The 18,514-nt window shown below is 70.6% G+C and carries 17 protein-coding genes and 1 tRNA gene; 10 read left to right on the forward strand and 8 right to left on the reverse strand.

Features of this window, described 5'->3' with window-relative positions:
• Positions 1 to 41: 41 nt before the first annotated feature.
• Together ACZ7P3_RS29075 and ACZ7P3_RS29080 are read left to right on the forward strand one after the other, a co-directional pair.
• Positions 42 to 761, forward strand: a complete 720-nt coding sequence (locus ACZ7P3_RS29075) for a response regulator transcription factor (protein WP_472086110.1) — start codon at positions 42 to 44, stop codon at positions 759 to 761.
• Positions 758 to 2,161: a HAMP domain-containing sensor histidine kinase gene (locus ACZ7P3_RS29080; protein ID WP_472086112.1), complete on the forward strand. Its 1,404-nt coding sequence runs from the start codon at positions 758 to 760 to the stop codon at positions 2,159 to 2,161. The genes ACZ7P3_RS29075 and ACZ7P3_RS29080 overlap by 4 nt, the downstream gene beginning before the upstream one ends.
• Positions 2,162 to 2,191: 30 nt before the next feature.
• On the opposite strand, the gene ACZ7P3_RS29085 is transcribed toward ACZ7P3_RS29080, so the two are convergent.
• Positions 2,192 to 2,791 carry a TetR/AcrR family transcriptional regulator gene (locus tag ACZ7P3_RS29085; RefSeq protein ID WP_472086114.1) on the reverse strand — a complete coding sequence of 200 codons (600 nt, stop codon included), beginning with the start codon at positions 2,789 to 2,791 and terminating at the stop codon, positions 2,192 to 2,194.
• Between the two features lie 82 nt (positions 2,792 to 2,873).
• Here ACZ7P3_RS29085 and ACZ7P3_RS29090 point away from each other — a divergent pair, with 82 nt between their 5' ends.
• Positions 2,874 to 4,376 carry an MDR family MFS transporter gene (locus tag ACZ7P3_RS29090; protein ID WP_472086116.1) on the forward strand — a complete coding sequence of 501 codons (1,503 nt, stop codon included), beginning with the start codon at positions 2,874 to 2,876 and terminating at the stop codon, positions 4,374 to 4,376.
• Here ACZ7P3_RS29090 and ACZ7P3_RS29095 read toward each other — a convergent pair.
• The 4 genes from ACZ7P3_RS29095 to ACZ7P3_RS29110 form a co-directional block, all read right to left on the reverse strand.
• Positions 4,372 to 4,444 (reverse strand) — tRNA-His (locus ACZ7P3_RS29095). The genes ACZ7P3_RS29090 and ACZ7P3_RS29095 overlap by 5 nt on opposite strands.
• Positions 4,445 to 4,559: 115 nt before the next feature.
• A complete protein-coding gene (gene orn / locus ACZ7P3_RS29100; protein WP_472086118.1) occupies positions 4,560 to 5,162 on the reverse strand; it encodes an oligoribonuclease in 603 nt (200 codons plus the stop codon).
• 204 nt (positions 5,163 to 5,366) lie between these two features.
• Complete coding sequence (locus ACZ7P3_RS29105) at positions 5,367 to 6,587, reverse strand: helix-turn-helix domain-containing protein (RefSeq protein ID WP_472086120.1); 1,221 nt, start codon at positions 6,585 to 6,587, stop codon at positions 5,367 to 5,369.
• Positions 6,588 to 6,966: 379 nt separating this feature from the next.
• Entirely contained in the window at positions 6,967 to 7,224 is a 258-nt protein-coding gene (locus ACZ7P3_RS29110; protein WP_472086122.1) for a hypothetical protein, read from the reverse strand.
• 336 nt (positions 7,225 to 7,560) lie between these two features.
• Here ACZ7P3_RS29110 and ACZ7P3_RS29115 point away from each other — a divergent pair, with 336 nt between their 5' ends.
• Positions 7,561 to 8,088 carry a universal stress protein gene (locus tag ACZ7P3_RS29115; RefSeq protein ID WP_472086124.1) on the forward strand — a complete coding sequence of 176 codons (528 nt, stop codon included), beginning with the start codon at positions 7,561 to 7,563 and terminating at the stop codon, positions 8,086 to 8,088.
• 216 nt (positions 8,089 to 8,304) lie between these two features.
• Positions 8,305 to 8,865, forward strand: a complete 561-nt coding sequence (locus ACZ7P3_RS29120) for a GPR1/FUN34/YaaH family transporter (RefSeq protein WP_472086126.1) — start codon at positions 8,305 to 8,307, stop codon at positions 8,863 to 8,865.
• Between the two features lie 115 nt (positions 8,866 to 8,980).
• Here ACZ7P3_RS29120 and glmS read toward each other — a convergent pair whose 3' ends face one another.
• The gene (gene glmS / locus ACZ7P3_RS29125) at positions 8,981 to 10,798 is read right to left on the reverse strand and encodes a glutamine--fructose-6-phosphate transaminase (isomerizing) (RefSeq protein ID WP_472086127.1); all 1,818 of its coding nucleotides are present in this window, start codon (positions 10,796 to 10,798) and stop codon (positions 8,981 to 8,983) included.
• Positions 10,799 to 10,823: 25 nt separating this feature from the next.
• Positions 10,824 to 11,081 (reverse strand): hypothetical protein, encoded by a 258-nt coding sequence (locus ACZ7P3_RS29130; protein ID WP_472086129.1) that lies wholly within the window; start codon positions 11,079 to 11,081, stop codon positions 10,824 to 10,826.
• A 166-nt stretch (positions 11,082 to 11,247) separates the two neighbouring features.
• Here ACZ7P3_RS29130 and ACZ7P3_RS29135 point away from each other — a divergent pair, with 166 nt between their 5' ends.
• Entirely contained in the window at positions 11,248 to 12,813 is a 1,566-nt protein-coding gene (locus tag ACZ7P3_RS29135) for a purple acid phosphatase family protein (protein ID WP_472086130.1), read from the forward strand.
• A 139-nt stretch (positions 12,814 to 12,952) separates the two neighbouring features.
• Here the strand turns inward: ACZ7P3_RS29135 and ACZ7P3_RS29140 are convergent, their stop codons facing one another.
• Positions 12,953 to 13,837, reverse strand: a complete 885-nt coding sequence (locus tag ACZ7P3_RS29140; protein WP_472086131.1) for a DUF4429 domain-containing protein — start codon at positions 13,835 to 13,837, stop codon at positions 12,953 to 12,955.
• 122 nt (positions 13,838 to 13,959) lie between these two features.
• Here ACZ7P3_RS29140 and ACZ7P3_RS29145 point away from each other — a divergent pair, with 122 nt between their 5' ends.
• The 4 genes from ACZ7P3_RS29145 (at position 13,960) to ACZ7P3_RS29160 (ending at position 18,157) form a co-directional block, all read left to right on the forward strand.
• Positions 13,960 to 15,501: a beta-N-acetylhexosaminidase gene (locus tag ACZ7P3_RS29145; RefSeq protein WP_472086182.1), complete on the forward strand. Its 1,542-nt coding sequence runs from the start codon at positions 13,960 to 13,962 to the stop codon at positions 15,499 to 15,501.
• Positions 15,502 to 15,654: 153 nt separating this feature from the next.
• A complete protein-coding gene (locus ACZ7P3_RS29150; RefSeq protein ID WP_472086133.1) occupies positions 15,655 to 16,194 on the forward strand; it encodes a hypothetical protein in 540 nt (179 codons plus the stop codon).
• Between the two features lie 29 nt (positions 16,195 to 16,223).
• Complete coding sequence (locus ACZ7P3_RS29155; RefSeq protein WP_472086134.1) at positions 16,224 to 16,874, forward strand: HAD family hydrolase; 651 nt, start codon at positions 16,224 to 16,226, stop codon at positions 16,872 to 16,874.
• A 152-nt stretch (positions 16,875 to 17,026) separates the two neighbouring features.
• A complete protein-coding gene (locus tag ACZ7P3_RS29160) occupies positions 17,027 to 18,157 on the forward strand; it encodes a helix-turn-helix domain-containing protein (protein ID WP_472086136.1) in 1,131 nt (376 codons plus the stop codon).
• The last annotated feature ends 357 nt before the right edge of the window (positions 18,158 to 18,514 follow it).

Below are 18,514 nucleotides of genomic sequence, written 5' to 3' on the forward strand. Positions count from 1 at the left end.
TCTAAGAGGCTTCTAAGAGGCCTCTTTGGCAGGCTGGGGCCATGAACGAAGCAGCTCAGGACCAGTCCCCCGGCGCCTTCGGGCGCGTGCTGGTGGTGGACGACGACCCGGAGGTACGGGCCGCCCTGGAGGACGGACTGACCCTGGAGGGCTTCACCGTGCGGGGCGCGGCGGACGGACTCGCCGCGCTCGCGGCGGTGGCGGAGTGGGAGCCGGACGCCCTGGTGCTGGACGTGATGATGCCGGTGGTGGACGGGCTGGCCGTGTGCCGGCAGCTGCGGGCGCTGGGCGACCGCACGCCGATCCTGGTGCTGACCGCGCTCGACGCGGTCAGCGACCGGGTGGACGGCCTGGACGCGGGCGCGGACGACTATCTGGTCAAGCCGTTCGCGCTGGACGAGCTGGCGGCCCGGCTGCGCGCCCTGCTGCGCCGCGCGGGCCCCGGCGAGACACCCCAGCCGGGCGGGCTGCGCTTCGCCGACCTGGTCGTGGATCCCGAGAGCCGCTCGGCGGTGCGGGCGGGCCGGCGACTGGAGTTCAGCCGCACCGAGTGGGCCCTGCTGGACCTGCTGCTGCGCCACCCCGGGCAGGTCCTGGAGCGGGAGACGATCATGCGGTGGGTGTGGGGCCGCGACCTCGGCCCCGCTTCCAACTCGCTGGCGGTCTACGTCGGGTACCTGCGCCGCAAACTGGAGGCCGGCGGCGCCCCGCGGCTGGTCCACACCGTGCACGGCATCGGCTACATGCTGGACGAGCGGTGACCCGGCCCCGCAGGCACCGCCGCCCTCCGCTGCGCCGCCGGCTGGCGCTCACCGCCTCCGCCGCGGTGGCCGGCGTGGCGCTCGCCGTGTGCGCGGGTGCCTACGCCGTCACCGTCTACACCCTGAACCGGCAGTTCGATCTGCAGCTCACCCAGGCGGCGACGCTGGCCGTCCAGCAGCACCAGCAGAACGGGCCCGGCGTGCAGGCGGGCGAGTGCCGGTTCCTGGCCGCGCCCGCGTGCGCCCAGCTCGTGCCCGGGTCGGCCGCGGACGATCCGCGGGAGCGCTATCTGCTGCCGGTCACCGCCGCGGTGCGCCAGGTCGCGGGCCGCCACCGGGCGCCCTACTACAGCTCGGCCACCGTGGCGGGTCAGCCGGTGCGGGTGCTGACCACTCCCGCCCGCAAGGGGCTGGCCGTGCAGGTGGCGCTCCGCTCCGACGGGGTGCGACGGGCCGAGCGTCAGGTCGCGGGACTGCTGGCCGGGATCGGCGGGGCCGGTGTGCCGGTGGCGGCGCTGCTGGGTTACTGGGTGTCCCGGTCGGGGCTGGCTCCCGTGACCCGGCTGACCTCGACGGCGGAGCGCATCACCGCCACCCGCGACGCCGGGCTGCGCATCGAGCTGCCGGCCGGGCCGCGCGGCCGGGAGGACGAGATCACCCGGCTCGCGGTCAGCTTCAACACCATGCTGGACGCACTGGAGGAGTCCCTCGCCGCCCAGCGGCGCCTGGTCGCCGATGCCTCGCACGAACTGCGCACCCCGCTGACGGCGCTGCGCGCCAACGCGGAGATCCTGCTCCGCGCGGAACGGCTGACCCCGCGCCAGCGGGAGCGCGCGACCGGCGCCCTCTCCCGCCAGCTGCGGGAAGTGACCAATCTCGTCAACGACCTGATCGATCTGGCCCGTGACGAGGAGCCGCAGCAGGCCCTGGAGCTGGTGCAGCCGACGGCCCTCCTGGAGCACGCCGTGGCGGCCGCCCGGGACCACTGGCCCCACCTCGACTTCGTCCTTCGGGCCGACGCCCGGGCCGCGTCCACCCTGGCGGCCGCCGTTCCGAGCCGGCTGACGAGGCTGTTCTCCAACCTCCTGGACAACGCGGCGAAGTTCTCTCCGGCGGGCGGCCGGGTCGAGGTGGCCGCGCTGCGGTCACCGGGCGACGGCCGGCTGGAGATCACCGTGCGCGATCACGGCCCCGGCATCGACCCCGCTGATCTGCCCCATGTCTTCGACCGCTTCTACCGGGCCCGTGCCGCTCGTGCCCTCCCCGGTTCCGGGCTGGGGCTGGCCATGGCCCGCCAGATCGCCCACACGCACCGTGCCGAACTGACGGCACATCAAGCTCCGGGAGGGGGCGCCCTGTTCCGGGTCCGGCTGCCCGTCGACGCGGATTCCGCCCGCTGAGCCGCCGTCAGGCGTGGCGCGGGGCGGGCCTCATGAAGCCCGCCCCTTGCCGGGCCGTACCGACTCCCATCCCTTCTCCAGCAGGTCGAACGCCGCGTTGACGGCGGCTTCCGAGCCGGGGGAGGTGCCGGCGAGGGAGCGGGCCTCCAGGACGAGGTGGGCCAGGGCCGCGCAGGCCGGGTCGTCGGCCGGGGCGCCGAGGTCGGCGGCGACGGCCTCGGCGAGGGCGCGTTCGTGCCGCATCCACATGCTCCGGTGGTACTCGGCCAGCGCCGGGGTGTTGTCGATCAGCCGCCGGAAGGTGGCGATCTGCTCCTCGTACTGCGTCTTGAACGCGCGCATGCCCAGCGTGTGCGTGCGAAGCGCCTGGAGGACCGATGTGTCCGGCGACCGTTCGCGCACCACCGCGACCAGGGCGGACTCCAGGTCCAGGTCCATGTCGAAGAGCAGCGCCTCCTTGCTGGGGAAGTGCTTGAACAGGGTCGTCGTGGAGACGTCCGCGGCCTCGGCCACGTCCCTGATGCTCACCTCGTCGAAGCCGTGCTCCAGGAACAGCTCCAGTGCCGCGTCCGCCAGTGCCTGGCGGGTGGCGGCCTTCTTGCGCTCGCGGCGGCCCATGGTCTCGGTCATACCCGCAGCGTACCCGTTCGATTGCCTCGCTTCAAAAGTTGATTCATTGCACTTATTGAATCGGTGTGCTTTTCTGCTGGGTATGACCACGCACCCCAAAGACGTCCGCTGGACGCTGCTCGGCGTCATGCTCGCCATGCTGCTGGGCATGCTCGACAACAACATCGTCGGTACGGCGATGCCGACGATCGTCCGTGACCTGGGGGGACTTGAGCACCTCTCCTGGGTCGTCACCGCCTACACCCTGGCCACCGCCGTGGCCACCCCGGTCTGGGGCAAGCTCGGCGATCTCCACGGCCGCAAAGCCGTCTTCCAGGCCTCGATCGTGGTGTTCCTGCTCGGCTCGCTGCTCGCGGGCGCCGCGCACTCGATGCTCCAGCTGATCGAGTTCCGCGCCCTGCAGGGCATCGGCGCGGGCGGGCTGGCCGCCGGGGCGTTCGCCCTGATCGGCACCCTGGTGCCACCCCGGGAGCGCGGCCGGTACCAGGGCATGACGGCCACCGTGATGGCGCTCGGCGTGGTCGGCGGCCCGCTGGTCGGCGGCTTCGTCACCGGCCACCTCGGCTGGCGCTGGGCGTTCTACGTCAACCTGCCCCTCGGCCTGATCGCGCTGGTCTGGATCCAGCTGCTGCTGCGCCTGCCCGCGCCCGCGCCCAGGACCACCCGGCCGCGGATCGACCTGGCGGGCACCGCCGTGCTGACCGTCACGATCGTCGCGGCGGTCCTGGCCGCGACCTGGGCCGGTACGACGTACCCGTGGACGTCCTGGCAGATCCTGGTCCTGTGGGCGGTGGCCGTCCTCGGCGCGGCCGCCTTCGCGGTCGTGGAGCGGCGGGTGCCCGAACCCCTGCTCCCGCCCCGCGTCTTCGCCGGCCACCGCAACTTCCCGCTCGCCGTGGGCCTGCTGCTCGCGGTCGGCATGGTCATGTTCGGCTCGGCACTCTATCTGCCCCTGTTCCAGCAGACGGTCCAGGGTGCCACCGCGACCGGCTCCGGCCTGCTCCTGCTGCCGCTGATGATCCCGGTGGTGATCGCCTCCAACCTCGCCGGGAAGGTCATGTCCCGCACCGGCCGCTACAAGGTCTTCCCGGTGCTGGGCACCCTGCTGCTCACCGCGGGCACGCTGCTGCTGGCGACGATGGACACCGGCACCTCGCGCCTGGCGGCCGGCTGCTTCATGGCTCTGGTCGGCCTCGGGATGGGCTTCACGATGCAGATGGGGGCGACCATCGCGCAGAACAGCGTGGAACTGCGGGACATGGGGGCGGCCTCGGCGGCGACGAACCTGTTCCGCACCCTGGGCGGCTCCCTCGGCGTGGCCGTCTTCGGCTCGCTGTTCACCCGGGCGGTGCCGGCCACGGCGACGGGGGAGGCGTACCGGACGGCGGTGGCCACCGGCATGCAGCACATCTTCTTGACGGCGGCCGCGGTGTGCGCCCTGGCGTTCGTGGCGGCGGTGCTGCTGGTGGAGGTACCGCTGCGGGGCGGCCCCGGCGCAGGCGGGAAGGCGGCACGGCAGGCGCCGGAAACGAATCAGCCGGTGACCCGTCTTGCGACGGAGTCACCGGCTGATCACTCAGGGTGAGTGACGGGACTCGAACCCGCGGCATCCTGGACCACAACCAGGTGCTCTACCAGCTGAGCTACACCCACCATGACCGGCGGTGGAACTTGTCGTTTCCCCGACCGGCCGAGAAGAAGTCTACAGGGTCCGAAGGGGTGCTCGCGCACGGGTTTTCGCGCGGGCCTCGGCGCGGGCCCAAGGGGCCTACTGGGCGGGCAGGACGTGCTTGGCGGCGATCGACTTGGCGGTGTCGGAATCCGGGCCGGGCTGCGGGACGAACACGGCCTCGCGGTAGTAGCGCAGCTCGGCGATCGACTCGCGGATGTCGGCGAGGGCGCGGTGGTTGCCGTTCTTCTCCGGGCTGTTGAAGTACGCCCGCGGGTACCAGCGCCGGGCCAGCTCCTTGATGCTGGAGACGTCCACGATCCGGTAGTGGAGGTAGTCCTCCAGGGTCGGCATGTCCCGCGACAGGAAGCCGCGGTCGGTGCCGACGGAGTTGCCGCACAGCGGGGCCTTGCCGGGCTCCTTCACGTGCTCCCGGATGTAGGCGAGGACCTGCTCCTCGGCATCGGCCAGCGTGGTGCCGCCGGCCAGCTCGGCCAGCAGCCCGGAGGCGGTGTGCATCTGACGCACCACGTCCGGCATCGTCTCCAGCGCCGAGTCCGGCGGGCGGATGACGATGTCCACCCCCTCGCCGAGTACGTTCAGCTCGGAGTCGGTGACGAGGGCGGCCACCTCGATGAGAGCGTCGTCGGACAGCGAGAGGCCGGTCATCTCGCAGTCGATCCACACCATGCGATCGTTCATGCGACCACCCTAAAGCTGACGTCGCCATTTGGGTGCCCCGCGTCGGGGCCGGGCTCGCGGACGCGGGCCGAACGGCCGGGCGCGGGCCGCAGGAGGCCGGATGCGAGCCGAAGGCGGCCGGGCGCGGTCTGAAGGAGGCCGGGCGCGCAGAGGGGGGCGGGTGTGGGCCCGCCCCCCCTCGTGCACCACTTCGGTGCGCCTCGCTCAGTTGCCGCTGCGCGGCCCCGGCAGCAGGCTCACCGCGCCCGCGGCCTGGCGGCGGCTCTGCATCGGCACCCCGCTGTCCCGCTCCGGGTGCAGCAGCGCCGGCATGTGCCCCATCGGTCCGTGGCCGGGCAGACCGGCCGGAACGCCCGCCGGGCCGGAGTGGGACACCGGTGCCTCCGGCTCACCCGGCCTTTCGCCCTGCGGCCGACGGGCCCGGTAGGCGGCCCGGTAGGCGGCGGGGGACGAGCCGAGCTGGCGCCGGAAGTGCCCGCGCAGCGCGACCGGTGAGCGGAAGCCGCAGCGGCCCGCCACCTCGTCCACGGAGTAGTCCGACGTCTCCAGCAGCCGCTGTGCCTGGAGCACCCGCTGGGTGATCAGCCACTGCAGCGGCGCGCTGCCGGTGAGCGAGCGGAACCGGCGGTCGAACGTACGGCGGCTCATATAGGCGCGTGCCGCCAGCGTCTCCACGTCGAACTGCTCGTGGAGGTGTTCCAGCGCCCAGGCGACGACCTCCGCGAGCGGGTCGGCGCCGATCTCCTCTGGTAAAGACCTGTCGAGGTAGCGCTCCTGACCGCCGCTGCGGCGCGGCGGGACCACCAGGCGGCGGGCGAGCGCACCGGCCGCCTCGTTGCCGTGGTCCGTCCGCACGATGTGCAGACACAGGTCGATCCCCGCGGCCGTACCGGCCGAGGTCAGTACGTCGCCGTCGTCGACGAACAGTTCACGCGGATCCACGTGAACCGACGGATAGCGCTTGGCCAGTGTCGGCGCGTACATCCAGTGTGTGGTCGCCGGGCGGCCGTCCAGCAGGCCCGCCGCCGCGAGGACGAACGCGCCTGTGCACAGCCCGACGATGCGGGCCCCCTCTTCGTGCGCGCGACGCAGTGCGTCGAGCGCCTCCTCCGGTGGCGGCGAGGTGATCGAGCGCCAGGCCGGTACGACGACCGTACCCGCCCGCGATATCGCCTCGAGCCCATGCGGTGCGGTGAGTTCCAGGCCCCCCGTGGTCCTCAGCGGACCTTCCTCGCCGGCGCACACCAGAAGTCGGTAGCGCGGTACTCCGGCGTCCTGGCGGTCGATCCCGAACACCGAAAGCGGAATGGAACTCTCGAAGATAGGGCCGCCGCTGAACAGCAGCACCGCGACGATCTCCTTGCGACGTCGCCCGGAAAGTTTCCGGGCTGCGGCGTCCGGCGCGGCAGTGGAGTCGTGGCTCATGGCTGCTAAGCCCCCCTCGGTGGTCGCGGCTCCTCGGTTGTGTCGCTCCTGCACGTTTCCCCTCGGTCCTGCACGAGTCCCCCGCCGTAAGACATCAAGATCGAAATCTACTGGCTCCCGCGGTCTGTCGGTGGCCAGTTCCACACGCGGCACATTGTCGACATGACAACTTGGCGTGAAGCATTCGATCACGAAGGGTTGCACTCGTGGGGCGTGCAGGGAAGTGCGCCTTGTCCCAGTGGCCAAACCGCGTAGGGTGCGCAGGGTCGCGCAGACCCTTTCCGTGCAGGTGGAACGGGGGTTGGGGGGTGGTCAGGACCCCTCGGAAACGGTATCCGGAAGTTGGCCGAAAAGCAGCGTTCGAGGGTGCTAAAACCGGTCAGTCGACCGGTCTCTTCTCCTTACTGTGACGTCCGCCTCTTTGCGTGGCGCAACGCTCGGAGTGCCGCAGCAGAACACGGCAGACCGCGGTGACGGCGGCCAGTCCCAGGAAGGTGCCGGCCGCGCCGGCGAGCGAGGTGCCGTACCAGACGAGGACCACGGGTACGAGGACGCAGCTGAAGGCCGCCCAGCGGATCACATCACTCGTGGTGTCCGGGGCGGGGTGCGGGTCGGGCGCGGATCGGGGTCCGGACATCTCGTACTCCCTGGGGCGGTGGCTCACCGGGTTCAACGCCTGTTCGATCGGTCGGTCACCGGCCGTGCCTCCGGGAATACCGAGGTGGCTGCGTGAATCCTGTGCAAACCGCCTGTACGGGGCAGCAACCATTGCGTTACGGGCGCTGCTCGTGCATGCTCCGGGGAACCCCTACGGACATCCGGGGGACTGCTTACGGAGCGTGTGCAGGAACTGGGCAGAGGAGGCGTGCCGCCGTACCCTTGGGGGTATGGGGTTGGGAAGACGTTTCCCGGACACAGCTCCGCTGCACGATGTCACCCCCCACCCACAAAGGATCACAACGCCGAGACAGCCATGGCCGGTCACGAATTCTTCGAACCCGCGGACCGCAAGCGTCCCGTCGCCGATCCCACGGCGGCCGATCCCCTAGCGGCGGAGGACTCGCGCGCTTCCTGCGACCCCGCCTTCAAGCACGGCGTCGTCGTCGGCTTCGACGGCTCGACGTCCAGTGAGCGCGCCCTCGCCTACGCGATCGGCATGGCCCACCGCTCCTGTTCGGGCCTGATCATCGTCCATGTGGCCAACCGGCTGCCCACCACCGTGTGGGCCGGCTGCGAGCCGCCCGTCTTCGTCGACGTGCCGGACCACCGCACCGAGGTGCTCGGCCTGGAGCTGGCCTGCGCCGACTATCTGGCCGAGGTGCCCTGGATCCTGGTCGAGCGGGGCGGCGACATCTGCCACGAACTCGAAGAGGTGGGGCGTGAGTACGAGGCCGACGCGATCGTGGTCGGCTCGACGCACGGCATCGTCGGCCGGATCTTCGGCTCCGTGGCCGGGCGGCTGGCCAAGCGGGCACAGCGGCCCGTGATCGTCATCCCCTGAGTCTTCCGGGTCCCCCGTCGCCCTCCCTGGGCTCCTCGGCGTTCCCACCGGGTTCTCTGGCGTTCCCCGGCGTTCTCCCCGGGTTCCCTGCCGGTCCGACGCCCCGTCAACTCCCTTAGTGCAGCACGAAACTACTCGCGCGTAGAGGTGTTTGTGCCCTTGTGAAGGGCATATACCGGTCACCGCGCAACTGCACATGCATGAAGGGAGCCCGCAGTGGACAACGACGTCTCCGCGGGAAGCGGAAACACCATCGTGGCCGGCCGACTCGCCCTGGGGATAACCCTGTTGGCGTTCGGGCTCGGCACCACCGGCGTGATCGACGGCGTGGGGGCATCCGACGCCGTGTCACTGGCTCATTACGTGGGCGGCGTCGCCCTCTTCCTCGTCGGTCTGCTCGCCTTCCGTGACCGTGACAGCGCCTCCGGGACCGGCTTCGTGGCCCTCGGCGCTCTCTGGTTCACCTGGGCCGTCGCGGGTCAGATGTCGGCCAACGGGGCCGGCCTCTTCCTGCTCCTGTTCGCCCTTGTGGCTCTCTCACTGACCCTGGCGGGCGGCGACAGCCTCGGTCAGGTCGTCCACGGACTGCTGTTCCTGGCGATGCTGCTGCTCGCTGTGGCACAGTTCGCCGACAGCTCCGGTCTCACCAAGGTCGGCGGCTGGGCCGCCGTCGTCTCCGGTGCGGTTGCCTGGTACGCGGCGACGGCTTCGCTGGCCCACTGGCCGACGGCGCTTCCGAGGCGTGCTGCGGGCCGGGGGGTGACGGCCGCCGGCTGATCCGTGCAGCACTGAAAGGACCCCCGCGTGTCAGGTGGCGCACGCGGGGGTCCGTTCTGTTCGCGGTGGGCTGCTCCGGCGTCCTGCGGCGGACCGCTCACCGTGTTGCGGTGGGCTACTCCACCGTCACCGACTTGGCCAGGTTCCTCGGCTTGTCGATGTCCCGGCCCAGGGCCTTGGCCGCGTGGTACGCCAGGAGCTGGAGCGGGATGCCCATGAGGATCGGGTCCAGTTCGTCCTCGTTCTTCGGGACCACGATCGTCTGGTCGGCCTTCTCCTGGTGCTGGTGGGCCACCGCGAGGATCTTGCCGCTGCGGGCCTTGATCTCCTCCAGGGCCGCGCGGTTCTTCTCCAGGAGGTCGTCGTCGGGGACGATCGCCACCGTCGGCAGGGCGGGCTCGATCAGGGCCAGCGGGCCGTGCTTCAGCTCGGAGGCCGGGTAGGCCTCGGCGTGGATGTAGGAGATCTCCTTGAGCTTCAGGGAGGCCTCGCGGGCCACCGGGTAGCCCCGGACGCGGCCGATGAAGAGCATCGAACGGGCGTCGGCGTACTGCTCGGCCAGCCGCTTGACCTCGTCCTCCTGCTTGAGGATCTCGGTGATCTGCTCCGGCAGCCTCCTGAGGCCCTCGATGATCCGCTTGCCGTCGCGGACCGAGAGGTCACGGGTGCGGCCGAGGTGCAGCGCGAGCAGCGCGAAGGCGACGGTGGTGTTGGTGAAGCACTTCGTCGAGACCACGCAGACCTCGGGGCCGGCGTGCACGTAGATGCCGCCGTCGGCCTCGCGGGCGATCGCCGAGCCGACCACGTTGACCACGCCCAGCACCCGGGCGCCCTTGCGCTTCAGCTCCTGGACGGCGGCGAGGACGTCGTAGGTCTCGCCGGACTGGGAGACCGCGACGTAGAGGGTGTCGGGGTCCACGACGGCGTTGCGGTAGCGGAACTCGGAGGCCGGCTCGGCGTCGGCGGGGATGCGGGCCAGTTCCTCGATCATCTGGGCGCCGATCATGCCCGCGTGGTACGAGGTGCCGCAGCCGAGGATCTTCACGCGGCGGATCCGGCGCGCCTCGCGGGCATCCAGGTTGAGGCCGCCGAGGTGCACGGTGGAGAAGCGGTCGTCGATGCGGCCGCGCAGCACGCGGTCCACGGCGTCGGGCTGCTCGTGGATCTCCTTGTGCATGTAGGTGTCGTGGCCGCCCATGTCGTAGGAGGCGGCCTCCCACTCCACGGTGGTCGGCTCGGCCGAGGTGCGGGTGCCCTCGGTGGTGTAGGTGCGGAAGTCGTCGGCCTTGAGGGTGGCCATCTCGCCGTCGTCCAGTGTCACTATCTGACGGGTGTGGGTGACCAGGGCGGAGATGTCCGAGGCGACGAACATCTCCTTCTCGCCGATGCCGAGCACGACCGGGGAGCCGTTGCGGGCCACCACGATGCGGTCGGAGAAGTCGGCGTGCATGACCGCGATGCCGTAGGTGCCCTCGATCAGCCGCAGGGTCTCGCGAACCTTGTCCTCCAGCTTCTCGGCCGTGGAGCGGGCGATGAGGTGCACGACCACCTCGGTGTCCGTCTCGGAGAGGAACTCGACTCCGTCCGCCTCCAGCTTGCGGCGCAGGTCGGAGGCGTTGTCGATGATGCCGTTGTGCACGACGGCGACCTTCTGGTCGGCCGACATGTGCGGGTGGGCGTTCACGTCGGAGGGGGCGCCGTGGGTGGCCCAGCGGGTGTGGGCGATGCCGGTGGTGCCCTTGAACCGCGCCGGGACCTTGGCCTCCAGGTCGCGCACCCGGCCCTTGGCCTTGACCATCTTCAGGCCGGCCGTCTTCGGGGAGGTGACGACGATGCCCGCCGAGTCGTAGCCGCGGTACTCCAGGCGCTGCAGGCCCTCCAGGAGCAGAGGGGCCACATCACGCTTCCCGATGTATCCGACAATTCCGCACATATATAGGTATCTCTCAGCCTGGCGTTCAGCCGTAGACCATGCGGCGCAGCTGCCTGAGCGTCAGCTCCGGCGGCGCGACCGCCCGGTATTTCAGGTCCGCCTCGATCCGTTCGAAGATCTCCGTGTTCTGCAGGCCCTGGGTCTGCAGTTCCCGGTGGCGGCGACGGACGTAGTCCTGCGTCGTCTCGTCGAAGTAGGCGAGGATCTCCTGCACCACCCGCAGCGCCTCGCCCCGGTTCAGGGGCGTGGACCGCATCAGATGATCGACAAGTTCCTCGTGCACCCGGTAGATCCTGAGGTACCGGCGCCGGTTTCGCAAGAATCCTGCCCGATTCCGGGCAGGGCGGCTTTCAGGGTGCTTTTGAGCCTCTGTTCGCACACTGGCCATCCTGTGTCTTGCGTCTCGTTGCGGTTGTGGACCACTTTCAGGCGACATGGACATTCCACGTATGGGAGTACCCGACAAGCTCGCCGACCGTATGAGCATGGCCGAGCAGCACGAGTACCTGCGGGCGAGATTCTCGCGGCGCTCGATGATCCGGGGCGGTGCGGTCACGCTGGGCGCCGTCGCGGGTGGCGCATTCGTGCCGGGTGCCACCGCCCAGGCCGCCGTGCCGACCCAGCGCACCGCCTCCGCCGCGGAGACGGTCGACGGCGCCCATGTCGCCCCCTTCGGCCGCCACCTGGCGTGGGGCAACGACCCGCGCACCGAGGTCACCGTCTCCTGGCAGGTCCCGGTCGCGGTGAAGAACCCGTTCATCCGCGTCGGCGCCCACCCCTGGGACCTCTCCCGCAAGATCCCCGCCGAGATCCGCACCCTCTACACCCCGGCCGGTGTCGGCGCGAGCGGCGACCACACGCAGTACTACCTGCACGCCCAGCTCAGCCACCTGCGCCCCGGCAAGACCTACTACTACGGCGTGGGCCACCAGGGCTTCGACCCGGCCGAGCGCCACCTGCTGGGCACCCTGGGCACCTTCACCACGGCCCCCGCCCGCAAGGAGCCGTTCACCTTCACGGCCTTCGGCGACCAGGGCGTCAGCTACCACGCGCTGGCCAACGACAGCCTGATCCTCGGCCAGAACCCGGCCTTCCACCTGCACGCCGGTGACATCGCCTACGGCGACCCGTCCGGCGCGGGCAAGACCAGCGACACCGGCTTCGACTCGCGCACCTGGGACCAGTTCCTGTACCAGACCGAGTCGGTCGCCAAGCAGATCCCGTGGATGGTCTCGTACGGCAACCACGACATGGAGGCCTGGTACTCGCCCAACGGCTACGGCGGCGAGGAGGCCCGCTGGACCCTGCCCGACAACGGTCCGGACAAGAAGAACCTCCCGGGCGTCTACTCCTTCGTCTACGGCAACACGGCGATCATCTCGCTGGACCCCAACGACGTCTCCTTCGAGATCCCGGCGAACCTGGGCATCTCCGGCGGAACCCAGACGACGTGGTTCGAGGGCCAGCTGAAGAAGTTCCGCGCCTGCGACGACATCGACTTCATCGTCGTGTTCTTCCACCACTGCGCGTACTGCACCTCCACCGCGCACGCCTCGGAGGGGGGCGTGCGCCAGGAGTGGGTGCCGCTGTTCGACAAGTACCAGGTGGACCTGGTCATCAACGGCCACAACCACCAGTACGAGCGCACCGACGTCATCAAGGGCAACGCCGTCACCAAGAAGCTCCCGATCGGCGGTACGGCGTACCCGGAGACCGAGGGTGTGGTGTACGTCACGGCCGGCGCGGCGGGCCGCAGCCTGTACGCCTTCTCCGCCCCGGACTCGTACGAGGGCCACGAGAACGAGGTCGACTCCGTCGCCTCCTTCGTCAACCTCAAGGACGGCAAGCAGAACGAGACCGTCGCCTGGTCGCGCGTGCGCTACCTGAACTACTCCTTCCTGCGCGTGGACGTCACCCCCGCGCCGCGGGGCCGCTACACCACGCTGAAGGTCCAGGGCATCGCCGAGACCGGTGACCGGATCGACCACTTCACGGTGGCCCGCAGGGCGAAGTAGTCCGGCGCGCGCCCGGACGGCGGGCGCGCCCCGGAGACGGGCGCACCCTCGGGACCGGGCGCGACCGCGGGGCGGGGTACGACCGCGGGGCCGGGTACGACCGCGGGGCCGGGCACGACCGGCGCGGAGCGGGCGGTTCTCACATCCGTTTGAGGACCGCCCGCTTGGCCAGGGTGAACTCCTCGTCCGTGAGCACCCCCGAGCGGTGCAGCTCGCCCAGCTCGCGCAGCCGCCGCAGCAGCGCGTCGTGGTCGTCCTCGGCGGGCTCCGGTCCCTCGGCCTCCCCGGTGGGCCGCGGCGGCTCGCCGCGCATGCCCGCCTCCGCCGACGGATGCGGCAGCCGGGCCCGCACGGCAGCGGCCACCAGGGCCATCAGCGGGTCCTTCTTGAACCCCCACAGCTCGACCGCGTTCGGGTCGTACTTGGCCGTCGCCGTCACCGGGGCGCCGCGCACCAGGAAGCGCAGATGCCCGTTCTCCAGACCGGCCGCCGGCTGCCACTCCACCCCGAGGAGGTCGGGGAGCGGGATGGTCCGGGTGCCGAAGTCGGCCTTGGCGTTCTCGGTCTTCCAGTTCCACTCCAGCCGCACCCGCTCCCCGTCGAAGCTCGCCGTGCCGTCGCCGGCCGAGACGGACACCGGCAGGGGCGGCCCCGGCAGCAGGTACTCGGCGACAGCGTCCGGTGAAACCCCGCTCAGCAGCAGGGCGTTGCGCACCTCGTCCGCGAAGTACTCGGCGACGCCGTACCGGTCGGGTTCCACGGTCAGCTGATAGGGGTCGTGCGGCTCGGTGAGCCGGCCGCCGGTGGCCTGTGTCAGCGGATCGGCGCCGTCGCGCAGCCGCAGCCTCAGCCGCCCCGACTTCTTCCCCTGCGCGAAGGAGACGCCGGCCAACGCCCCGAGCGGTACGACGAGTTCACCCAGCTCGCGGCGGAGCAGGCTCACGTTCTTGTCCCGGCCCGGGGTCAGCCGCAGGGCGTCCCCGTCGAAGGCCCAGGTGCCGTCCTTCTGGATGATTTCCGCCATGCGGGGATTGTTTCACCGGATCTGCGGGACAGTGGTCTTTACCATTCCCGAAGGGAGCGCATGTGAGACGCAACCACAGCACGACTCCCCGACTGACCCGTATCCTCGGATCACTGCTGCTCATGGCAGCGGCAGGCGTGTTCACCGTCGGCGCCGCACCCGCCCCGCGGGCCGCGGCGGCGACCCCGCTGGACCGGGTGGTCCCCGCGCCCGCCTCGGCCACGCCCGGCGGATCCCCGTACCGCATCACCCGTGCCACGGTCGTCCGCGTCGACGGTTCGGCCGAGGTCCGCCGGATCGGCGAGTACCTCGCCGGCATCCTGCGGCCGTCCACCGGCTATCCGCTGCCGGTCGCCGAGCGCGGCACCGGCGGCATCCGGCTCCAGCTCGCGCAGGGCTCGTTCGGCGCCGAGGGCTACCGCCTGACCAGCGGCCCGCAGGGCGTCTCGGTCACCGCGGGCGCACCGGCCGGACTCTTCCACGGCGTCCAGACCCTGCGCCAGCTCCTTCCCGCGTCCGTCGAGAAGAAGACCGTGCAGACCGGCCCCTGGCAGATCGCCGGCGGCACCATCGAGGACAGCCCGCGCTACGGCTACCGGGGCGCCATGCTGGACGTCTCCCGGCACTTCTTCACCGTGGCCCAGGTCGAGCGCTACATCGACCAGTTGGCCCTCTACAAGATCAACACCCTGCATCTGCACCTCAGCGACGACCAGGGCTGGCGCATCGCCGTCGACTCCTGGCCGCGCCTGGCCGGCTACGGCGGCTCCACCCAGGTCGGCGGCGGCCCGGGCGGCTCCTACACCAAGGCCGACTACCGGGAGATCGTCGGCTACGCCGCCTCCCGCTATCTGGAGGTCGTGCCCGAGATCGACATGCCCGGCCACACCAACGCGGCCCTCGCCTCGTACGCGGAGCTGAACTGCGACGGCACCGCACCCCCGCTCTACACCGGCACCGAGGTCGGCTTCAGTTCGCTGTGCGTGTCCAAGGGGGTCACCTACGACTTCGTGGACGACGTCGTCCGCGAGCTGGCCGCGCTCACCCCCGGCCGCTATCTGCACATCGGCGGCGACGAGGCGCACTCGACCAGCCACGCCGACTACGTGACGTTCATGGACCGCGTCCAGCCGATCGTCGCCAAGTACGGCAAGACGGTCATCGGCTGGCACCAGCTGACCGGAGCCACCCCCGCCAAGGGCGCCCTCGCCCAGTACTGGGGCCTGGACGGCACCAGCGCGGCGGAGAAGGCCCAGGTGGCCAGGGCCGCCCAGAACGGCACCGGGCTGATCCTGTCCCCGGCCGACCGGATCTACCTCGACATGAAGTACACGAAGGACACCCGACTCGGCCTGGACTGGGCGGGCCTGGTGGAAGTGCAGCGGTCCTACGACTGGGACCCGGGCAGCTATCTCCCCGGCGCCCCCTCCTCGGCCGTCAAGGGCGTCGAGGCACCGCTGTGGTCCGAGACGCTCACCACGTCCGCGGACATCGAGTACATGGCCTTCCCCCGCCTGGCCGGAGCGGCCGAGCTGGGCTGGTCCCCGGCGGCCACGCACGACTGGAGCCGCTACAAGGTCCGGCTGGCGGCGCAGGGCCCCCGCTGGGACGCCCTGGGCATCACGTACTACAGGTCGCCCCAGGTGCCCTGGCCGGCTGACTGATTCCACGCCTACGGGCGCCCCGGCGAGCCGTTCCTGACGGTCGGGGCCGTGCAGTGGGGCCGGGAGCCTGGAACCCCCCGGCCCCTTCACGCGTTGCGGAGGACGACCTGTTCGTTTGACGTGTGACACCACGGCGGTGGTGTCATCGGGGGAGTGAGTGAACCCATGGCCATGGTGGGCCTGTTCTGGATCGCCGGGAGCGACGTGTACGTGGGCGCGAAGCCGTCGGGTCTGGCTCCCGGAGTACGCCTGACCCCCGAGGGCGTGGAGGCCCTCGGCCACAGACAGTCCGGCCTCCACCTGTGGGAGGACGTGCACGGCCTGACGCTGAGGGACGTCCCCGTGAAGACCCTGAAGCGGCAGGTCGGCGCGGTCGGGAACCTGGCTCTGGGCACGGTGATGGACCTGGCCCTGTCCGCGGGCGTCGGTCTGGCGGGCGAGGACCCGCCGGTGATGACGGTGTGCGTGGAATCAGCCGACGGCGACCATGAGCTGGCGGTGTACGTCGCCGCGGCCGTCGGCTACTCCCAGACGGAGGTGGACCTCTCCCACGCCCTCCTGTCCCGCCTCACGGAAGGCGCCGCGACCATGGCGACGACGCTGGCGGCGATGTCGGAGTGGGGCCGCACGTGGGAAGGCGGGTCGCCGCGGAGGGCGGAGCGGGAGGAGCTGTTGCGCGGGTGGGTGGGCTGACGCCCCCTCGTCAGCCGTAGGCTGCCGGGGTGATTGACACCGTTGTGCTCGACGTCGGCGAGACGATCATCCGGGACGACCGGTACTGGGCGTCCTGGGCCGACTGGCTCGGCATCCCCCGCCATACCCTGTCTGCGCTCGTCGGAGCCGTCGTGGCCCAGGGCATGGACAACGCCGAGGCACTGAGACTCGTCCGCCCGGGCATCGATGTCGCTGCCGAATACTGGGCACGGCAAGCAGCGGGGCACGGTGAGTCTCTCGACGAGGCAGACCTGTACGAGGACGTACGACCGGCTCTCACCATGCTCCGGCAACACGGCGTGCGGGTGGTCATCGCCGGGAACCAGACGGTCCGAGCCGGGGAGCTGCTGCGAGGCCTGGACCTGCCGGCGGACGTCGTCGTGACGTCGGGGGAGTGGGGTGTCGCCAAGCCTCAGTCGGAGTTCTTCCGGCGGGTTGGGGAGGTGGCGCAGAGTTCTCCCCAGCGCACTGTGTACGTGGGAGACCACCCGGCGAACGATGTCTTCCCGGCGAAGGAGGCCGGACTGCGTACGGCCCACATCCGTCGCGGCCCGTGGGGGCATCTGTGGGCAGACGACCCGGACGTGATTGCTGCGGCGGACTGGCGGATCGACGGCCTCGGAGAACTGGCTGCGCTTCTGTGCGAATCAAACCCGTGAACGGCACCACCAACAGCATGTGATGGGGTCGTTGCTGTCCACACGGTGTGCTGCCGTTAGTAGGTTCAGAGCGGACACACCGAACTGGAGCCAACATGCCCTTACGCCGTCGCGGCGGAGTCGGCGACCGCATCGCCTACTACCGCAGTGTCATGCGCCCGAAGCTGACGCAACAGCAGCTTGCTGAAGCGGCGTGTGTCGCCGTCGGAACCATCCGCAAGATCGAACGCGGCGAGCGCGGAGTGAGCGACTCGACTCTCTATGCGATCGCAGACGCCCTTGGTGTCGATCCTGCCCGTCTGCGTGCGGACCGCGGCCCGGCGCACGCCCGCGTACACGATGCTCTGCCCGCTCTGTCCGCTGCGATCGCCGTCTACGATCTACCCGAGGACGGACCCGTTCGGGCGTGGCACGAACTGCGAGAGGCTGTTCAAGCGGCCACACGGCGGAGGCTCGCGGCCCAGTACACCCAGATCGCCCACGAGTTGCCCGACCTGCTCGCAGAACTCCTGCGCGCCTACCACACGGCCGCCCCGGACGAACGGGCGAAGGCGGCGGGTCTCCTGGTAAGAGCCTGTCGTTCTGCTGACGCCGTCGCCTACAAGTTCGGCGCACACGATCTGTCCGCCCGCCTCATCGATGTCATGCGGTGGGCCGCTCCCGAAGCCGGGGATCCTCTCCTCTCGGCCTCCGTGGCCTACGTGCGCACCGAGACATTCTTTGCTGCCCACGCGTACCTGCCAGGCTTGCGGGCGTTGCACCAAGCGCTGGACGCAGCGCCCGCCCCCGCCTCAGCCCCGGAGATCGCAGCACGGGGTTCGCTGCACATGAGAGCTGCCGTCATTGCCAGTCGCGCCCGCGACGCTTCAACGGCCGTCAGTCACCTGCTGGCGGCTCGCAATCTCGGTGACCGGATCAGCGAAGCTGTGTACTGCGGCACAGCGTTCGGGCCCGACTCCGTACGCACCCACGAGGTGTCTGTGGCCGTCAGCCTCGGAGACGAACATGTCGGCCGGGCCCTTGAAATCGCCGATGAGTGGAAGCCGCCCCAGGAGCTCCCGGCGGAACGTCGCAGTGGCTTCTACATCGAACTGGCCCGCGCCCAGCTCTGGTCGGGGCTCGCCGACGACGCCTTCGAGTCGCTCAAGGTGGCGCGTCACATTGCACCGCAGCACACGCGCGAACATCCTTGGGTCCGTCAGGACGCCGCGACGCTGCGCCGCTTGAAGCGAACCGACTCCGAGTCGCTCACCAGTTTCGCCGAGTGGTGCGCCGCCATCTGACGCAGTCCCGCGGCTACCCCTCACAGGGGTACTTGTGGTGCAGCCGCGCCATCACCATCTGTTGCACGCGCAGAAGCCAGCAGATGGGAGCCGGGAAGTGCCAGATTCACCTCCGCTCGCGCCCACGGTCATCGAAGGGTGCGTGAGCGTCGTCCGGTTGCATGGCGAGGCCTGCTTCTACTGCGGGGCCGTCAACAAGACCCTGCGCGCTGCCGGGCAGGTCGTGGTCCGTGAATGCACGCGCGTGTGACAGATCGCCATGTGCGGCTGCCGAAGCAGGAAAGCCACGGCATGACCGGCACCGACCGTGAAGACCCCCGCGACCGTGCGACCGATCCGGGGGCATGGCCAACGCTG

Source organism: Streptomyces sp. NPDC107581, from assembly GCF_055657175.1.

Coding starts and splice junctions, on each gene's coding strand:
- ACZ7P3_RS29075 (WP_472086110.1), top strand. CDS start 42: ATGAACGAAGCAGCTCAGGACCAGTCCCCCGGCGCCTTCGGGCGCGTG.
- ACZ7P3_RS29090 (WP_472086116.1), top strand. CDS start 2,874: ATGACCACGCACCCCAAAGACGTCCGCTGGACGCTGCTCGGCGTCATG.
- ACZ7P3_RS29140 (WP_472086131.1), bottom strand. CDS start 13,837: ATGGCGGAAATCATCCAGAAGGACGGCACCTGGGCCTTCGACGGGGAC.
- ACZ7P3_RS29085 (WP_472086114.1), bottom strand. CDS start 2,791: ATGACCGAGACCATGGGCCGCCGCGAGCGCAAGAAGGCCGCCACCCGC.
- ACZ7P3_RS29145 (WP_472086182.1), top strand. CDS start 13,960: ATGGCAGCGGCAGGCGTGTTCACCGTCGGCGCCGCACCCGCCCCGCGG.
- glmS (WP_472086127.1), bottom strand. CDS start 10,798: ATGTGCGGAATTGTCGGATACATCGGGAAGCGTGATGTGGCCCCTCTG.
- ACZ7P3_RS29110 (WP_472086122.1), bottom strand. CDS start 7,224: ATGTCCGGACCCCGATCCGCGCCCGACCCGCACCCCGCCCCGGACACC.
- ACZ7P3_RS29160 (WP_472086136.1), top strand. CDS start 17,027: ATGCGCCCGAAGCTGACGCAACAGCAGCTTGCTGAAGCGGCGTGTGTC.
- ACZ7P3_RS29135 (WP_472086130.1), top strand. CDS start 11,248: ATGGGAGTACCCGACAAGCTCGCCGACCGTATGAGCATGGCCGAGCAG.
- ACZ7P3_RS29115 (WP_472086124.1), top strand. CDS start 7,561: ATGGCCGGTCACGAATTCTTCGAACCCGCGGACCGCAAGCGTCCCGTC.
- ACZ7P3_RS29105 (WP_472086120.1), bottom strand. CDS start 6,587: ATGAGCCACGACTCCACTGCCGCGCCGGACGCCGCAGCCCGGAAACTT.
- orn (WP_472086118.1), bottom strand. CDS start 5,162: ATGAACGATCGCATGGTGTGGATCGACTGCGAGATGACCGGCCTCTCG.